This is a genomic window from Blautia massiliensis (ex Liu et al. 2021) (genome assembly GCF_052064225.1).
Classification (GTDB): Bacteria; Bacillota; Clostridia; order Lachnospirales; family Lachnospiraceae; genus Blautia_A; species Blautia_A fusiformis.
Genome location: NZ_JBQHWA010000013.1, coordinates 34,845 through 52,980, shown reverse-complemented (window position 1 = coordinate 52,980; position 18,136 = coordinate 34,845). Strand labels below are relative to the sequence as shown.

Sequence of the window (18,136 nt, the reverse complement as noted above, 5' to 3'; positions counted from 1 at the left end):
ATTATTATGTATATTATGCGAAAGAGCATAAAAAAAGAACCGGTTTAACACCGATTCCTTTTGTTTACAAAATAATTCAGGATACCACCGCCGATGATGATCACCAGCGCAACAGCAACCACTCTTTTCGCTGCCTCCTGAGGAAGCTGGCCCTTGGAGCCAATGGAAGCCTCATAAAAGGTCAGCGTATAATCGATCTCATGAGGAGCACCCATGGCCAGTGTATCTGCGATCACTTCCATCTTATCATCCAGGGCAGTTACCGGGACAGTAAAAACAGAATTTCTGCCTTCCTCGCTCTCATTGAGATATTTTTCCCCATCTACGATCATATAATCATAGTTGGAGCTGCTCCACTGGAGCCGTGCATACATCTTCCCCTCTTTTACCAGCATCAATGTGGGGGAAGAAACGCTGGCCTTTCCGCTTCCGCCTTCCAGCTCCACCTGTATGGAATATTCTCCGTCCTCCAGATCTGTCTTCACTGCGTTCTCTCCACCTGCAGCCAGAATCTGTATCGGGCATAGCAGCAGCATAGTCAGAAGAAGCAGCATTATTGTTCTCATCCTGTGTTTCATGGTTTTCTCTCCGTTTTTTGTTTTTCCTTCGTATCACTATAGCACAACGCTCCTTTTCTGTAAAGAACATCTCAGAGTTGTTGAAATGTCTCGGGAGTTTGACAGTTGAATAATTAAAAATCACCCTGCAGGCCTTATAAAACCTGCATTTTTTATGTCAAATTTTACGTTTTTATATGCACTTGTTTGCAATAGTGCGGTATAATAAAAGAAAAAAGGATTTATTTATCATGTATATCGCAATCACAGGCAGTAAAAATAATAAAGATGTATATATTTATCGTTCTTTCCGCAAAGAAAACGGAAAAGCCTCTTCATGTATTTATAAAAAACTTGGGAAGTAAAATGCCCTTCTGGAACAGTTTGATGGGAATGAAGACAAGTTGATGATGTGGGCAAAGGAACAGGCAGCAAAAGAAACAGAACTTTATAAGCAGCATACCGAAAAAGTGTCTGTAGAGTTCTCCAAAGCGGCAACTATCCCTATGAATGAGCGTCGTTCTTTCAATGTTGGATATCTGTTTCTTCAGGAACTGTGCACTCAGCTCCGTTTAGACAAAGTCTGTCGGACAATCAAAAGCAGAGCCTAAATACAGTCTCCAGGACGTATATCGTTCTCTTTCCGTGATTGCAGGGGAATCTGATTTTATACAGAGTGAACTTTATAAAAATACAAATTTTCTCTATCCAAGAAACTTATGATCTTGATGAAGAACAGATCCAGAAAGAAGAAATGTATGATGGGTTTTATGCAGTTATCACAAACCTGGAAGGTGATGTTTCAGAGATCATAAGGATCAATAAACAACGTTGGGAAATCGAAGAAAACTTCCGGATCATGAAGACAGAATTCGAAGCAAGACCAATCTATATCAGAAGAGAAGATCGGATAAAAGTCCATTTCATGACTTGTTATATCAGCCTTTTACTCTACCGTCTACTGAAAAAGAAACTTGGGAATCTTTATACAGCAGACCAGATATTGGAAACATTACGCTCTATGCAAATGGCTCTGCTGAACACAGCGAACGGATATATCCCCTCTTATACAAGAACCGAACTAACCGATGCCTTATATAAAATATTTGATTTTAGAACGGATCATGAATTCATTACTAAAGCAGATATGCGGACCCTCATCAAGAATACAAAACAGATAAAATCAAAGCAAGGATAATATAGTACATATCGCTGCAAAAAGAAAAACGGCCACAACACCCATATTTACTGGGTTTGTAGCCGTTTTGTCACCTTACAACTGTCAAAGATGGGATCTTAACACAAACGCAAAGGCAGAACAACCAATTGCCGGAATCATCAGAATGATTGTTACTTTACCGTAAATCTGCAAAACTGCGCACAGCCGGTACTCTGTTTCTGTTCAGAGTGTACATACATTCCCACTGTACAGCCGGTAAAACCGCCTGCCGCTTCTGTACACATATGGCTGATATCCACCTCCCTGATTATACATTGTGATTTTTCTTCCGTCTCAGGCCGAATCAGCCATACCTGTGCCAGGCTTTGGTCTACGCTCAATCTCAGGGTCTGCATACCTCTTTTCTCTGTTTTCTTTTCTGCAAGTATCTTCTCTGTTCCATTGATACATACTGTGACATAGATATAGCCGTCTGCCCCCACTTCTCCATATTCTGCCAGAAGATAATTCTGAGAATTCTGAAGATAGGCAATTCCGGCTCTGTCACCTTTTTCTCCTGCTTTTAACAAAAACTCCGTCTCTGCCTGAAATCTATGGTGCTTTTGTCTCACCGCAACATACGAAGGACTCCCATTATCCCCAATTGCCACAGCTTTTGCAGGAAGTTTTAAACATTCTTCCTGTTCATCTATTGTATAAGCATTCGGCTGGGGATTTCTGAGCATCATAAAATCCGGTGGAAGCTTTTTATCTGTCATATTTTTGAAACTGTAATTTCTGACTTCATTCAGTTCTCCGGGCATAGAGTTATCCTTCTCACCAGGAAGACAGATTTCCTTTTCCAGCATTCCTACTCCCGGGTTTACCACCGGCCAGTCATCCTCCCACTCTACCTTTGCCAGAAAAGTCTCTCTTCCCAGAAATGTCTTTCCGTCCACAGGTCTGCAGCCCAGAACAACCATAAACCAGTTTCCCTGTTCATCCTCAGTCAGATCGCAATGTCCTACACAGGTAATCTCCGCATTTTTTCCCAAATGTCTGTGTGTCAGGATCGGATTTGTCCCTGCATATTCATAGGGGCCAAAAATATTTTTACTCCTGGCCACCATTTCACTGTGATGCTCCTCTGTTCCACCTTCTGCATGAAAAATATAGTAATAACCATTTCTTTTATAAAGATGAGGACCCTCCGGCCAGATTGCATTTCTCTGGAATCCATATAAAACAGGATGCGCCTCCCCTTCTAGCCTGAAAGTCTGCAAATCCAGCTTCTGTATCCATATTTCGCAATCACCATTGTACCTGCCGCCACGGGAATTTTCTCTCTGCCCGATATAATAACAGGTTCCATCCTCATCAAAGAATAAGCTCGGGTCAATTCCCCTGGCATTTTCCAAAAAATGAGATTCTGACCATGGACCCTGGGGATTTTTTGCAGTTACTATAAAATTTCCACCGCCAGATACATTGGTAGTAATCAGATAAAAAGTTCCCTTATGCCACCGAAGTGTAGGAGCATAAATCCCCTCATTATGTTCACAGCCCTGTAAGGGCATCTGGCTCTCCCGTGTCAATATATTGCCGATCTGCTCCCATTGTGCCAGATTTCTGCTGCGAAATACAGGAATTCCCGGAAAATATGCAAAAGTAGATGTAACCAGATAAAACCACTCTCCCACCCTGCATATGGACGGATCCGGATAAAAGCCACTTAAAATCGGATTTTTACAAGTTATCATTGATCATTTCCTCCCGTAAATCAAATATGAAATCTGTAGACTCTCTTATATGCTTTTCAGCAAACCCTATATCAGTGAATGCCAGATTATAAGATCTGGCACTCTCCATCTATTTTACAATATATTTTTATTTTTGATAAATTTTCTACATAGGTACATTCTGCATTGAATATCAGATTTCTGGCTGCATTCATATAATTCACATAATCCATATTAGTGGTATACCACACATTTTCATGGTTTGAAATCTTTCTGCAGAAGCTTTCCATTTCCTCCCATGTCTGTTCCCGTTCAAACTCAAAGCTGTGTCCCCATACATAGAGAAGAGGAAGCTTCTGATAATCCGGTTTGTGCAAAAACTTTTCTGCAATTCCCCTGAATGCATCATTGTGATGACAGGACGGAGTCCACCTCATAAAATCCTCCGGAATGCGGAAATTTTCTGTAGACTCCACAGTCCTGCTGTATGCAAACCCAAGATTCTTCAGGGTATTGATGACCCTTTCGTCATATTCTCCAAATGCATAAGAACATCCCCTGATAATCCTTCCCGTTTCTCTCTCCAGACTGCATCTGTCCTGATAAAATTCCTGAACCAGTCTTTCCTGCGAAAGATGTGTGGGATACTCATGTGCAACACCATGACAGGCAATTTCATGTCCCTGATATAAGCTTTTCAGTTCTTGTGTTTTTATAAATCCTTCTGTATCCAAAGTCCCTGAGTTCAGATGAAATGTTGCTTTCAGATTATATTTATTAAAAATATCAACCAGTCTTCTATCAAAAATCTGGCCATCATCATAGCTGAATGTGACTGCCTGGTCTTTCCACTGCGGATAAAACAATTCAAATTTCACAAGCTCAGTCTTCTTTCTCCCAAATTATCTTTACAGGTTCTGTTCCGGTAAGCTCTATACTTCTTTCATCCGGCTGGCTGCAGCCTGCAAAAATCTCATATTTCCTGCCATCCTCTACGCGTTCTCCATTTTCATTTACCACTGTAAATGCCTTTTCCCAGACAGGAACCATAACTTTTCTGCGTTCTCCTGCTTTTATAAAAATTCTCTGGAATCCTCCCAGTGCAGGATTTGGAATTGCATTTTTACTGTCAAGATTTTTTACATAAACCTGGACAACTTCCTCAGTATCTGCATTACCCTTATTATATACTTCTGCCTCTACTGTTATCTTCCGTCCGCACTGTCTTACCTCTGCATTTTCTACTTTTACATTGCTGTAGGTAAGTCCATATCCAAAGGGGAACTGTGCTTTTCCTTCCATATAACGATAGGTTCTGCCTTTCATGGAATAATCTGTAAATTCCGGAAGTTCTTCAAGGCTCTCGTAAAAGGTAACCGGAAGTTTGCCGGATGGGGAGTTTTCCCCAAACAGAATTTTTGCTGCCGCTTTTCCGCCCTGACTTCCCGGATACCACAGAACCATAACTGCATCAAATTTCTCTGCTGCATAGCTCATATCAATATCACTTCCTGCCATCAGACAAAGAACCACCGGTTTTCCGGAACCAGCCATTGCTTCCATTAAATCAATCTGGGACTGAGGAAGCTTCAGGCTCTCTTTATCTCCGGATGCATAGCTGTTTCCGGTATCTCCTTCTTCACCCTCCAGTGTCTCATCCAGACCTACACAAAGAATCACCACATCACTGTTTTCTGCAACGATCTTAGCTTCCGCAAGACGATCTCTGCTGAATGCCAGAGGTTCTGTTCTGTCTCTAAACAACTCGCTTCCTACAGAACTAAGAATTCTCACATCCTCACCTACATAATCCTGGATTCCCTCCTGGATTGTAATATATCTGGATGCAGTTCCATGATAATTTCCAATCAAAGCCTTTCTGCTGTCTGCATTAGGTCCCACAATTCCGATTGTTTTGATATCCTCTTTTTTTAATGGAAGAATTCCATTATTCTTCAAAAGTACAAAACTCTTCGCTGCTGCTTTCTCTGCTGCTGCCAGATGTTCTGCTGATTCTACTTCCCTATAGGAAATATTATCATATTCACTGCCATCAAATAGCCCAAGAAGATATCTGGTAGTAAAAAGTCTTACTGCTGATTCTGTAATCCTTTCCTCTGTGACAAGCCCCTTTTCATATGCTTTCATAATATGAAGATATGTATTTCCACAGTTCAGATCGCAGCCATTATTAATGGCAAGTGCTGCTGACTCATAAGCCGTATTAGTCACCATATGATGTTCATGGAAATCTCTGATCGCCCAGCAGTCTGATACAAAATGTCCCTGGAACTTCCAGTCATCTCTCAGTTTTTTCTGCAGAGCAGGGCTTCCACAGCAGGGTTCTCCATTTGTGCGGTTATATGCTCCCATAACTGCCTCTACATCAGCCTCCTCTACCAGGCTTTCAAATGCAGGCAGATACGTTTCTTCCATATCTTTTGCAGATGCCTTTGCATCAAACTCATGTCTGATCGCTTCCGGTCCGGAATGCACTGCAAAATGCTTTGCACATGCCGCAGCTTTCATAGTTTCTCCATTACCCTGAAGAGCTTTTACAAAAGCTACTCCAAGCTCTTTGGTCAGATACGGATCTTCCCCGTAAGTTTCATGGCCTCTGCCCCATCTCGGATCACGGAAAATATTTACATTGGGGGACCAGAATGTCAGTCCTTTATAAATATCTCTGTCTTCTTCACTGGAATATGCATTGTATTTTGCACGTCCTTCTGTTGCTACAATATCTGCCATTTCAGCTACACAATCTCTGTCAAATGTGGCAGCCATGCCAATTGCCTGCGGAAATACAGTTGCCTGTCCTGCCCTGGCTACCCCGTGAAGTCCTTCATTCCACCAATTATAAGCAGGGACACCAAGTCTCTTTATAGCCGGCGCATCATATCTTAACTGACTGGCTTTTTCTTCCAGTGTCATTTTGGATACCAGTTCCTGTGCTTTCTTTCTTGCCTCGTCTCTGTTCATACAAGCCTCCTTTTACACATTCCTTTCATACATCATCCTTTTACAGCACCTGTAGTCAGACCTTCTACAATCTGATTACTGAACAGGCAGTATACAATAACGGTAGGTGCGATTGCGATAATGATTGCTGCGAACATCTGTACATAGTTTGTGGCATATGGTCCTACGAAATATGTAAGTGTTACAGGCAGTGTTTTCTTTGCAGGATCTGAGACAAATACCATAGCCAGCAGCAGCTCATTCCAGTTACCTACGAATGTCATAAGACCTGAAACAAAGAATCCTGTTCTGCAAAGGGGAAGTGCGATCCTGAAAAAGCATCCATAAATTCCACATCCGTCAATGGCTGCTGCCTCAAATAACTCTCCAGGCATAGATTTGAAAAATCCTGTCAGAAGGAAAATAGTCATCGGAAGGGAAAACGTAATATACGGGATCATCAGACCTACTCTTGAGTTAGTCAATCCCATCCCTGCAAAACGTACGAACAGCGGAATCAGGATACAATGTACCGGAACCATCATTCCGATCAGGAAAAATGTGTGTGCTGCTTCTGATAATTTCCAACGCATTCTTGCAATGGCAAATGCTGCCATTGCTCCAAAAAACAGACTGACTACAAGTGTGATCCCACAGACCAGTACTGAGTTTACAAGTGCAATTCCAAGCTTACCCATTGTCCATGCCTGCTGGTAATTTTCCCAGTGAAATACTTCCGGCAGGGCAAATGGAGCTGCCATTACGCCTGCATTATCTTTTAATGAAACACATAACATCCATAACAGCGGAGCCACATAAATCACAGCAAGTGCAATAAGAAATATATAAAGAATTACTGTAACAGGCTTTACCGGTTTTCTTGATTTTTTTGTCTGCATCTCTGTTACCTCCTAGCCCTCGTAAGTTTCAACTTTAATTACTTTTTTAACCAATAATGTTACGATCAGACACATAACCAGTAAGACTACAGAAATCGCACTGGCATAACCATATTTAAAATAGTTAAAACCTTCCGCATAAAGTTCTGTCGCAAGCACCTCGGTTCTGTGGTTCGGTCCACCCTGAGTCATGTTATACACAAGGTCAAAGAATTTAAGAGAACCGATACAGTTCAATGAAAGTGAAGTTACCATCATTGGTTTAATCAACGGAAGTGTAATGTAACGGAATGACTGTGTCTTTGATGCGCCGTCTATATAAGAAGCTTCATATATGTCTCTGGAAATTCCTGTGATCTGAGCCATATAAAGCATCATATTCTGTCCAACATACTGCCATAAGGCAACAAACGCAATCACCCACATGGGAAGTACAATAAAACCTTTGGAATCCATCAGCCAAAGAGGGCCTTTGATTCCGAACTGTGCCAGCAGATTATTGATACCAATCTTTGGGTTAAACATAAATGCCCATAAAAGACCTAAGGCTGCTGAGGAAAGAACGGATGGAAGATAATAAATATTTTTGAAAAGGTTTCTGCCTTTCTTAATATTGGTAAGCATAACTGCAAGACCAAGGCCGATCACCTGCTGAGTGATAGCAGAAAAGATCATAAAGAAAATAGAGTTCTTTAACGCAATTTTAAATGTAGAATCTTTAAAAAATAGATTTTTATAGTTTGCAAGTCCGGTAAATTTGGGCGGTGTCAATGCCGCATAATCGCATAAAGAATAATAAACCATCTGCACCATAGGGATAACCAGTACCAGGACAAACATGATCAGTGCCGGTGCGATAAATATGAAAATAGCCTTCTTATTACGTAAAATTTTATCCATAATTGCCTCCATTTAAAAACTGCTACGGAACTTTTTTCTTCCGCAGCAGCCATGTAAATTCTGTACTATCTATCCACAATTATTTCCAGACGTTTTCTTCATAGAAATCCTGTACTGTCTGGAAGGCTTCTTCCGGAGTCTGGTTTCCAAGGAATATATCAACCATTGCATTGTCGAAGCAGTCACCTGCTTCTACAGATGCCAGAGATTCATTGTAGAATCCAAAAGTACCAGTTGCTTTGTCCATAATATCCTGAACATATTTCAGCTGTGCAGGAGCTTTGTCATAGTCAATGTCAAGATCTTTGATGACCGGGAATTTTCCTCCTATTTCTGCTGTATATTTCTGTGCTTCTTCATCTGTAAACATCTTCATCAGTGCAATTGCTGCATCCTGATGCTCTGTTGTAGAGCTCATCATTAAGTTGTCTGTTTTAACGATCATACGGTTCGGATCATTCGCTCCGTCGATTCCAGGGAACTGGAATACACCGCATTTGCTCTGGAAATCAGGATTATTGCCATTGATCTGAGCCATAGCCCATGATCCCTGTACCAGCATTGCTGCATCTCCATTGTAGAAGTTTGCTGTAGCCTGATCATTGGAGTCACCAGCTGCTGTTTCCTGGAAATACTGAGATAACTCTTTTAATTTCTCACCTGCAGCAATACAGTTATCATCTGTCCAGTTTGCTTTATGATCTGCGATTGCCTGAAGATCTACACCTGAACGGTCACAAAGATAACCTGCGATCATTGACAGGCACCATGAAGTTCCTGCGGAACAGGAGATTGGTGTAATACCAGCATCCTGCAGTTTCTTACATACATCGATCAGTTCATCATAGGTAGTCGGAACTTCTACTCCGGCCTTCTCAAAAAGCTCTGTGTTATAGTATACACAGGCAGCTGCGAAGTTTGTAGGAACTGCCATAATCTTTCCATCATAAGTCAGTCTGTCAAAGATTCCATCTGTAAATGTTGCGTACCAGTCTTTTTCCTGATTCTCAAGAATATCTGTCAGGTCTGCTGCTGCTCCTGCATTTACATATACATCCATGTTGGGTCCCGGGTTACAAATGTATACATCCGGTGTCTGTCCTGCTGCGATCAGGGCATTTAATTTTCCGTCATATTCTTCCAGATTTGTTGTGATCGGTGTTACATGGTATTTCCCTTCATATTCTGTATTGAAGCGATCAATAACATCTTTGTATCCTTTGGAAACCAGATCCTCTGTAGCTTCCAGGTCATCCCAGAACATCCATGTGATTTCCTCTGTGTCATCTGCATATACAGGCACTGCTACTGCCATGGTTCCAGCTACCATAGCTGCTGAAAGTAATACTGAAAGTAATCTCTTCTTGTTCATTTTTTTAATCCTCCTTTTGATTCATTACCTCGTTTCTTGATGGTTCTACTATATCAGAATGTCCTGTGATTGGCTCCATAATTCTTGTCATGTTGCTATCAATTCTTGCTATTTATCTGCCACTATTTTCTTTAATATGTCAATTTTAATAGAGTTTTATATTCTTTTTTGTGTATTTTGACATATGTTTTTATTATTTCAATTTTTCCAATGTTATATATTGCCATTTACACATGTTTTTGATACATTATATACACAAACATTAAAAGCAACATTTGCTATCAAAAGCAGTAATTAGGTGTGAAAGGAGTCCATATGATCCATAATTTACAGGGAATTCATGAAACCGTTGATTACAAAGCAGATACCCAGATCTGTCTTTATTACAATGAGGAAGCCGAAAACTATCCGCCTCACTGGCATCCCTCATTCGAAGTGATCATGCCTGTTATTAATGACTACCGGGTTGTCTGCGGTCATAACGATTATCTTATCAAAGAAGGAGAAATTCTTGTTATATGTCCCTGTATACTTCACGAGCTCTTTGCTCCGGCTACAGGAGAAAGGATTATTTTTCAGCCCGGCCTGAACCACATCAAGCTAAAAGAGCTAGATCTGATCACACCACTCCTCAGTCCTGCCATTCTGGTCACCAAGGAAGAATATCCACAGGTCTATGAACACATCCATCGTCTTATGTTGGAAATCAAGGATGAATATATGAATTTTACCACCTATTCTGAAATTTCCATCATTGCAAAATTCCTGGAAATCCTTGTGGATATTGGCAGAAATCACAAAGCTTTTCATCAGCAGGACGGAGACCGTGATATTCACCATCAGAAAGAATATATGGAGAAATTTCTGTTTATCACCGACTATATCAGCAACCACTTTTCTGAAAACCTTACTCTGGAAGAGGTTGCCAGTCTGGCAGGGTTCAGCAAATATCACTTTGCCCGCCTTTTTAAACAATATACTAATTCCTCCTTCTACAAATTTCTGAACCAGAAAAGAATTGAATACGCAAAATCTCTTTTGCTGGATCCGGAGCTTGCTGTTACCGAAGTGGCAGTACAATCAGGCTTTTCCAGCCTGTCCGCCTTTTTACGGATGTTCAAACAATTAAACCTGTGCACTCCCACAGAATTTCGAAATATGTATGATTCACAATTCCAAAAAACACCTGTTTCCGGGAAAAAGTAATCCCGGAAGATCTGGTCTGTATTTGCTGCTTTGCAGCAAATACAGACCAGATCTTCCGGAGATGTTTGCCCGCAGGGCTCCCGGCAACACCTGCCTGTCTGCTCTTGCGCAAAGCGGAAACGGGACGATGGAAAATCCCATTAATCAAAGCAAGTTTATCCTACATCAAGCACGACTGTTCAAGTATTCCTCCGCGAGAATAAACACCCCGCTTGAAGTCCAAGTATACGCCCTGTCGCGTAAGCCCTCGCCTGTTACGGCGTTATAGTTCTCAGCAAAGCCGCTTTGCTTTGCCATTTCAAGGAATTTTCGGGCGGTCTCTTTGGCGAGGTCAATCTCGCCGCACCTGCTCAGTCCGTCGCACAAAATAACCGTTGACGGTGCCCATATCGGACCGCGCCAGTAGCCGTCAGGTCGGTAACAATTGCTGTCAAGGCTCTCTGTCGCAAAGCCGTGATCAGTGATGAATCTTCCGCATTTTAACTTGTCTATCATATTTTTCCGATACTCTTTCGGCAATCTGTCGCCCAAAATCAGGCATAGATACGGCAGAAGACTTTGGTTTTCAACAACCTTGTGAGTGCCGCTCTGAAATGCTGTCGGCAGACCGTTTACAAAGCACTTCTCCAAAAAATTGCTTGAGGCCTTCTCGAATCTTGCTTTCCAATTGTCGCTCTCTTGAGGCATACCAAGGCTCTCTGCAAGTTCGGCGAGCATAGCCATCTGCACAAGTAAAAACGCCTGCAGATCTGGAGAAGCTATCGGCGGAACGATTGCAAATACCGTCGAGTTGTCCCAGCCCGAATCATTTCCGTGGACATATTCACAGACACCGTCGCCGTCAAAATCGCGGTAATTTATCCACCAAAGCGTCTGCTTTTCAAGTGCAGAGTATGCCTCTGTAAGCTGATTTTTAGTGAGCGTCATACCGTTTTCAAGTATTTTCTTGAGCGTCCAGCCGTGTATCGGCGGCTTGACATAGTTCCATATCACCTTTGAATCGTTCACGCTGTCGGGAAGTCTGCCCGATTTATCCTGAAAATCAAACATTATCATGAACTGTTCCCATGCCAAAGACGGATTTTTGTATGACAGCGCAAGCGCGTTGAAGCAGTGATCCCAGCTCCAGACATTTGTCATGTGGTTTTTTGACATCAGCATCGCATGGCGTTTTAAGAACCCTCGCGGCATAACATATGCCGACCAGTTGATATACGCACCGAGAACTGATACTTCTTCATATTCTTTCGGAAGTATGGGATAGCTTTTGTAAAACTCCGAAAACTCACGCGCGACTTTCTCGCGACAGGCTTCAAAATCGTACTCGGGACATTTTCTGTCCCACTCTACCTGCGTCTCCTTAATTATCAGCAAAAAGCCGTCCGTACCGGCAATATTCAGCCTTGAAAACTCCGACGACTGCTCAGACCAATTCTGTTCTAAATAAATATCTCCCTCCTGCGCCCATACGACATAGCTCGTGTTGTTTTTGTAACAGTTTTCGGCATAGCAATGGCGTCCGTCCGCGTCGAACTCATAAATGTAGTCATAAGGTCCGCTTTCGGTCATAAAGTCAAGAGTCAATACAGCGGATCTGCCCCCGCGAATAATAAGCGTTTCGGGGTCGGGGAAGCAAAAATCATATTTGAAATCTCCCGAAACGAGAGACAGCGAACCGCCGTCTAAGTCTGCGGAAAGCTCGTCGCCAGAAAAAATAAACTTAGCGACGATAGAGTTCTGCGTCGACCCGCTGACATTCTTCAAATAAATACCGTGTTCAATTTTATGCCCTTGCCACCAATCCGGCAACTCGGCGAGAGCCATATACGAGCCGAATCGAGAAAACGGGACCTCGGAAAGATAGAAATTCATAATAGTACCTCCAATTAATATATTGACTTAGTTGGTTTTCGACTTTGTTTATGATATTACACTACCTTATAGCAATGATTTTGTCAATTCGGGAGTTTGACAGATGAATACCAATCTATGTCAGAAGAGAAGATCGGATAAAAGCCCATTTCATGACTTGTTATATCAGCCTTTTATTCTACCGTCTACTGGAAAAGAAACTTGGGAATCTTTATACAGCAGACCAGATATTGGAAACATTACGCTTTAGGCAAATGACTCTGCTGAACACAGCGAGCGGATATATCCCCTCTTATACAAGAACCGAACTAACCGATGCCTTACATAAAATATTTGATTTTAGAACGGATCATGAATTCATTACTAAAGCAGATATGCGGACCCTCATCAAGAATACAAAACAGATAAAATCAAAGCAAGGATAATATAGTACATATCGCTGCAAAAAGAAAAACGGTCACAACACCCATATTTACTGGGTTTGTAGCCGTTTTGTCACCTTACAACTATCATGGGACTATAGCACAACGCCCCTTTTCTGTAAAGAACATCTCAGAATTGTTGAAATGTCTCTTTTTTTCCAGTATAATAGAGTGAAATTTGCATACAAACGAAAGGAAATGAACAGAGATGATCGAAACAAAAAATCTCACAAAAAAATTCGACAGTTTTACTGCTGTGGATTCTCTGGATCTTCGCATAGAAACCGGCGAATTTTTCGGTCTGCTGGGACCCAACGGTGCCGGAAAGACTACCACGATCAGTCTGCTTTCCACTCTGCTCCTGCCCACAGAGGGCGAAATCCTCATTGACGGGCAGACACTTGGACGCAACCGACCGGATCTGAAGCGCAAGATCAGCGTGATCACGCAGGAATATTCCATGCGCCAGGATATGAACATGGACGAGATCATGGAATATCAGGGCCGTCTTTATTTCATGCCACGAAAAGAGATCAAACGGAAAACTGAAGAGCTTCTGGATTTCTGTGGACTTCTTCCCTTCCGCAAGCGGACTGTAAGGAAGCTTTCCGGTGGTATGAAACGAAAGCTTATGGTATGCCGGGCACTTCTCACAAGTCCGGAGATCCTTCTTCTGGACGAGCCCACTGCAGGTATGGACGCACTATCCAGACGACAGATGTGGAATCTTCTCCGTCAGCTGAACGGAAAAAATCTGACCATTCTTCTGACAACCCACTATATGGAAGAGGCACAGTCTCTCTGCAACCGGGTAGCACTTATGGATCACGGAAAGCTGGAGGAGATCAATACTCCATCGGGCCTGATCGACAGCCTGGGCAAATACACCGTAGATCAGGAAACACCGGAAGGGGCAAAAAGCCACTACTTCCACAGTCGGGAAGAGGCCATCTCTTTTCTGTCCTCTCTGGACGGACAGTGCACCCTTCGGGAGACAACTCTGGAGGATGTTTTTGTGGAGCGCGCAGGCAGGCATCTGATGCAGCGATAAGCCGGCGTCAACCACAGTTATCTTATAATTTAACAGAATGGACGATGAATTATCATGGGAATACTTACTATTTTATGGGAAAAATGGGTGGAGTTCCGAAGGGATTTCTATAAGATCACGCTGGCGGCCATGATCGCGCCGCTGATGTATCTGATCGTTTTTGGAATGGGGATCCAGACCTCCTCACACGGAGAGCCTTATCTGAATTTCCTGATCCCGGGTGTGGTTTCACTGACTACAATGAACGGAAGCTTTAATGCTATCGCACAGAATCTGAATGTGCAGCGTCTTTATGAGAAAGCCTTTGACCAGGTTATGATATCTCCGACACCTCTGTGGCAGTTTATTGCCGGACAGATCATCGGAGGCAGTCTCCGCGGGCTTTATGCAGGAGGGATCATCCTTCTTCTGACCATGCCGATCGGAACCGGTCTTGTGTTCAACGGATGGTCATTGCTGGTGATGTTCCTCAACGGTGCTGTATTTTCAGCCATCGGTGTTGTGGTTTCTTTCCTTGCCAAAAACCATGCGGATGTACCTCGTTTTTCCAATTATATCATTATGCCAATGGCTTTTTTGTGCAACACCTTCTTCTCTACAGAGAAGATCCCGGGCTTTCTTGGGAATTTTGTAGCTGCTCTTCCACTGTCACAGACCAGTCATCTGATCCGTACCATTGCTTCCGGCGGTGGAGTCAATTACCTCAGTGTCCTGATCCTGACAGTCTACCTAATTGCATTCAGCATTGCAGCTTCCTGGTTTATCTATAAGAAAAAAAATCTGTAAATTTATCTTTACAAAAAAATCACCGGCTTTCCTGTTCATTCGGAAAACCGGTGATTTTTTATTTGTTATGCTATTCTGGCTATTGTGCGTTTAGATGTCCTTTTTTCTTCTTCTCACGATCACATATCCACCTGCAAGAAGGGATGCCACTGCCAGTGCGGACATGGTTCCGATCGGTGAGTTATCGGCTGTTGATACTGCATTCTTAGATCTGGTTCCGTTGCCTCCGTTGGAGGATGTTGCAGATGCCTCTCCTGTTATGGTTGCATCCGGATCAGAACCTGTCTGGCCGCCGGTACCGTATGTACCGTCTGCTCCCGGAGTTCCGGTCAGTTTTGCGGATTTGAACTGATATACTGCGGATTCAATGGTGTCTGTTTCCTGCCACTGACCACCGGTGTAGATGTATTTCTGGAAGAATACATACAGGTTGTATGTAGCGTCTTTGTTGATTCCCTTGGTGGAACCAATCTTCCATGCTGTATGAATCTGAATCTGGCTTTGTTTTGGGTTTGCAGCTGTACTCCAGTAAACCGGAACCCATTTCACATCACCCTCATTTGGATCCTGATTGGTTGTTCCTGCACCAATTACAGTAAATGGATAGAACTGATTCGGATAGAACTGAATTGCCTCATCCAGTCCCTGTACTATGCTCTCTTTTACATCCGGGATGTATGCATTCGGTGTGTCAGTCGGAGTTGGAGTTGCAACTTTCGGACGGCTATCCTCGTCAAACTTCAATCTCTTTATAGTAAGAACACCTTTTTTATTTTTAATCGCAATATAGAGATCGATCGGACTGTCAGAATTCAAATCTTCAAGACGAATATCAAACTTCTTATCTGCAGTAATCGCTGTTTGCGTTCCATTAGATACAAGATCATCTGGTGTCTTAGAATTACCATTCTTGTCACGTGTAACCCATTTATAATAGCATGTACCACTCATATTAGACCTAAGCGTAACATTAGCAGTGGTATGATTAATCCAAGAGAACCCAATCCAATTAACATCCGCCGGACGCTTATTAACATCTAATGCTATTTTTTTCGGTGTACTTACGGTTCCATCCGTTCCTTTAATGCTTACGTAAACATCAACTGCATTATCTGTATCCAAATCTTGCAGATTAATCGTAAAATCCTCATTTACAGAAACATCTGTTCCCTTACTCATTTTATCAACTGTTGGAGCTTTGGAACCACGATTTACCCATTTATAATAGTACACACCGGCTTTATCAGAACGCATAGTTACGGTAGCAGATGTATAATTTCTCCACTTATAACTTATATTGGAAATCTCCGCAGGTGTTTTAGCTGTTTCTTTTTTCAAAGTAACAGTTGCAATCTTGGTCACTGCTGACTTTGATCCATCGTTTGCTACTACCTGCACATAGAGATCAATCACATCACCTTCCAGATTTTTCAGATTAATCTTACAATCTTTTTTTGCAGTGATCGCAACCTTACTGTCTTTAGTTGTGCTAATGGAAGGTTTTTTAGCTCCTTTTGCCACCCATTTATAATAGCATTTACCGCTCTTATCGGACTGAAGAACTACTTCTGCAGTTGTTGCAGTTTTACTTTCTGCACTGATTTTTTTAACCTTTGGTGCTGCTGGTTTCGGATCGTCTGGCTTCTGCTGTGTCACATCAATCGTCTGTTTTTCAGCTTCACCGACAGATCCGTCATCTGCTATTACCCATACATAAAGATCAATGGACGTGTCTTTAACATCAGTAAGATTCAGAGAAACTGCTTTTTCGGCTTCAACTTTTTCACCTTTGATAGCTTCACCAATGGTCGGAGCTTTGGTATTTTTTGCTACACATTTATAGTAATATATACCGGCCTTGTCAGATTTAATACTTGCAGTAACCGTATTTGCTTTTTCGCTCTTAGCAGTAACGGTAACAACTGGTCTGTTGGAAACAAGCTGACCATTCTCTGGATTAACTTTATAATTAACATCTTCATATTTTTCAGCCAGTACCCTGAGTGCCTGTGGATAATCATCATCAAGACAATCCTCACCCTTTACAATTACCGCAGATGAATTCTGCAGCCTCTCTTCAGCATTTTCTACAGAAAATCCAATCTGAGGATTTGCTATAGCACTGTTTACAGCAAGCTGGCCTTCTCCAGCAAGAATGATATTGGCAGGTGTTGTTCCATCAGCTTTTGTGTTATTAGCAATAATCGGTTCTGTTTCTGCTGTATTATCAATTTTCTCAATAAAAACTTTTCCTGTACTATAGACAGCTCCTTTATCTGAACTGTTATTCTCAATCGTACCGCCTGAAATATGAACGATTCCACCTTCATTAAAAATAGCTGCTGCTGTTGTTGCATCTGCTACTACCTTATTATTAGTAAGCTTGATACCTGTTGACATTGAAAATTTTGCGCCACTGGCTACATGGATCAAAGATCCTGCTGCCTGTACACCATTAACAGAGCCACCATCAACAACAAGTGTGCTATCGCTATTATCAAGCATATAAAGTGCACCGCTTACGTCAAACAGATTACCAGTAAAGCCGGCTGCACGCTGTATCATGGATGTATCATCTTTTCCAACGATCAAAATACCTCTATCTTTCGGAATCGTTACTGGTGTCGTAATCTGAACTGTTCCACTGATAACGATCGTCGTAAGATTGTCTTTATTAACATTATTAATGTCAATGCCAGGAGCTGCCGCAATAGCTGCTGCTAATCCAGCTTCATCGGTTACTGTTGTTCCTGTTACAGTTTCCGTCTGCTCCTGCTGCGCCTCTTCCGCCTGAGCCTGAGCTGCTGCCTGTGCCTCTGCTTCCGCCTGGGCCTGGGCTGCTGCCTGGGCTTCTGCCTCTGCCTGGGCCTGGGCTGCTGCCTCTGCCTGAGCCTGAGCCGCTGCCTGGGCTGCTGCTTCTGCTTCTGCCTGGGCGTCGGCTTCACTCTGGGACTGGTCATCCACAGCTGCTCCGTCATCTGGTGTTTCTGTATTCTCGTCTGCAGTCGGTGCTTCTGCCTCTGTTACCGCTCCGGTATCTTCAGCGGCAAACGCTGCGGCAGGTGCCATTCCAACAGTCATGGAACCTGCAAGCAGGACTGCAAAAAGCTGCTTTTTTTTCATTTATAAGTCCTCCTGTTATGAGTTAGTCTGTTTAAATCCAATTACAGAAAAGTATAGCACAACACTTCAAAAAAGTAAAGCGGACCAAA

At 42.5% G+C, this 18,136-nt stretch carries 12 protein-coding genes and 2 pseudogenes; 5 read left to right on the top strand and 9 right to left on the bottom strand.

All coding sequences use genetic code 11. From position 1 onward, the window contains the following. Window positions 1-44: 44 nt before the first annotated feature. Window positions 45-578, bottom strand: coding sequence for a hypothetical protein (locus tag ACTNDQ_RS07100; protein ID WP_441064302.1), 534 nt, complete (start codon window positions 576-578; stop codon window positions 45-47). Between the two features lie 230 nt (window positions 579-808). On the opposite strand from ACTNDQ_RS07100, the pseudogene ACTNDQ_RS07095 reads away from it, so the two are divergent. Next, a pseudogene (locus tag ACTNDQ_RS07095) lies at window positions 809-1,755 on the top strand (IS1634 family transposase). Window positions 1,756-1,907: 152 nt separating this feature from the next. On the opposite strand, the gene ACTNDQ_RS07090 reads toward ACTNDQ_RS07095, so the two are convergent. The 6 genes from ACTNDQ_RS07090 to ACTNDQ_RS07065 all read right to left on the bottom strand — a co-directional run bounded on the left by ACTNDQ_RS07090 (window position 1,908) and on the right by ACTNDQ_RS07065 (window position 9,587). Beyond that, window positions 1,908-3,476, bottom strand: coding sequence for a family 43 glycosylhydrolase (locus ACTNDQ_RS07090; protein WP_441064301.1), 1,569 nt, complete (start codon window positions 3,474-3,476; stop codon window positions 1,908-1,910). An 86-nt stretch (window positions 3,477-3,562) separates the two neighbouring features. Continuing rightward, window positions 3,563-4,333, bottom strand: coding sequence for a polysaccharide deacetylase family protein (locus tag ACTNDQ_RS07085; RefSeq protein WP_441064300.1), 771 nt, complete (start codon window positions 4,331-4,333; stop codon window positions 3,563-3,565). 4 nt (window positions 4,334-4,337) lie between these two features. After that, the gene (locus tag ACTNDQ_RS07080) at window positions 4,338-6,437 is read right to left on the bottom strand and encodes a glycoside hydrolase family 3 C-terminal domain-containing protein (protein WP_173737206.1); all 2,100 of its coding nucleotides are present in this window, start codon (window positions 6,435-6,437) and stop codon (window positions 4,338-4,340) included. 32 nt (window positions 6,438-6,469) lie between these two features. Next, the gene (locus ACTNDQ_RS07075; protein WP_195456751.1) at window positions 6,470-7,315 is read right to left on the bottom strand and encodes a carbohydrate ABC transporter permease; all 846 of its coding nucleotides are present in this window, start codon (window positions 7,313-7,315) and stop codon (window positions 6,470-6,472) included. A gap of 12 nt (window positions 7,316-7,327) precedes the next feature. Continuing rightward, window positions 7,328-8,215 carry a carbohydrate ABC transporter permease gene (locus ACTNDQ_RS07070; RefSeq protein ID WP_119240730.1) on the bottom strand — a complete coding sequence of 296 codons (888 nt, stop codon included), beginning with the start codon at window positions 8,213-8,215 and terminating at the stop codon, window positions 7,328-7,330. A gap of 79 nt (window positions 8,216-8,294) precedes the next feature. Continuing rightward, window positions 8,295-9,587, bottom strand: a complete 1,293-nt coding sequence (locus tag ACTNDQ_RS07065) for an ABC transporter substrate-binding protein (protein ID WP_441064299.1) — start codon at window positions 9,585-9,587, stop codon at window positions 8,295-8,297. A 315-nt stretch (window positions 9,588-9,902) separates the two neighbouring features. Between ACTNDQ_RS07065 and ACTNDQ_RS07060 the strand changes: the two genes are divergently transcribed. Beyond that, window positions 9,903-10,793, top strand: a complete 891-nt coding sequence (locus ACTNDQ_RS07060) for an AraC family transcriptional regulator (RefSeq protein WP_441064298.1) — start codon at window positions 9,903-9,905, stop codon at window positions 10,791-10,793. Between the two features lie 165 nt (window positions 10,794-10,958). Here ACTNDQ_RS07060 and ACTNDQ_RS07055 read toward each other — a convergent pair whose 3' ends face one another. Beyond that, complete coding sequence (locus tag ACTNDQ_RS07055; protein ID WP_441064297.1) at window positions 10,959-12,665, bottom strand: amylo-alpha-1,6-glucosidase; 1,707 nt, start codon at window positions 12,663-12,665, stop codon at window positions 10,959-10,961. A 110-nt stretch (window positions 12,666-12,775) separates the two neighbouring features. On the opposite strand from ACTNDQ_RS07055, the pseudogene ACTNDQ_RS07050 reads away from it, so the two are divergent. From ACTNDQ_RS07050 to ACTNDQ_RS07040, 3 genes and pseudogenes are all read left to right on the top strand, one after another. Then, a pseudogene (locus tag ACTNDQ_RS07050) lies at window positions 12,776-13,090 on the top strand (IS1634 family transposase); the annotation flags it as partial. Between the two features lie 205 nt (window positions 13,091-13,295). Next, complete coding sequence (locus tag ACTNDQ_RS07045) at window positions 13,296-14,138, top strand: ABC transporter ATP-binding protein (protein ID WP_118368846.1); 843 nt, start codon at window positions 13,296-13,298, stop codon at window positions 14,136-14,138. A 54-nt stretch (window positions 14,139-14,192) separates the two neighbouring features. Then, entirely contained in the window at window positions 14,193-14,924 is a 732-nt protein-coding gene (locus tag ACTNDQ_RS07040) for an ABC transporter permease (protein ID WP_021650531.1), read from the top strand. A 90-nt stretch (window positions 14,925-15,014) separates the two neighbouring features. On the opposite strand, the gene ACTNDQ_RS07035 is transcribed toward ACTNDQ_RS07040, so the two are convergent. Continuing rightward, window positions 15,015-18,047 (bottom strand): hypothetical protein, encoded by a 3,033-nt coding sequence (locus ACTNDQ_RS07035; protein ID WP_441064296.1) that lies wholly within the window; start codon window positions 18,045-18,047, stop codon window positions 15,015-15,017. Window positions 18,048-18,136: the final 89 nt, after the last annotated feature.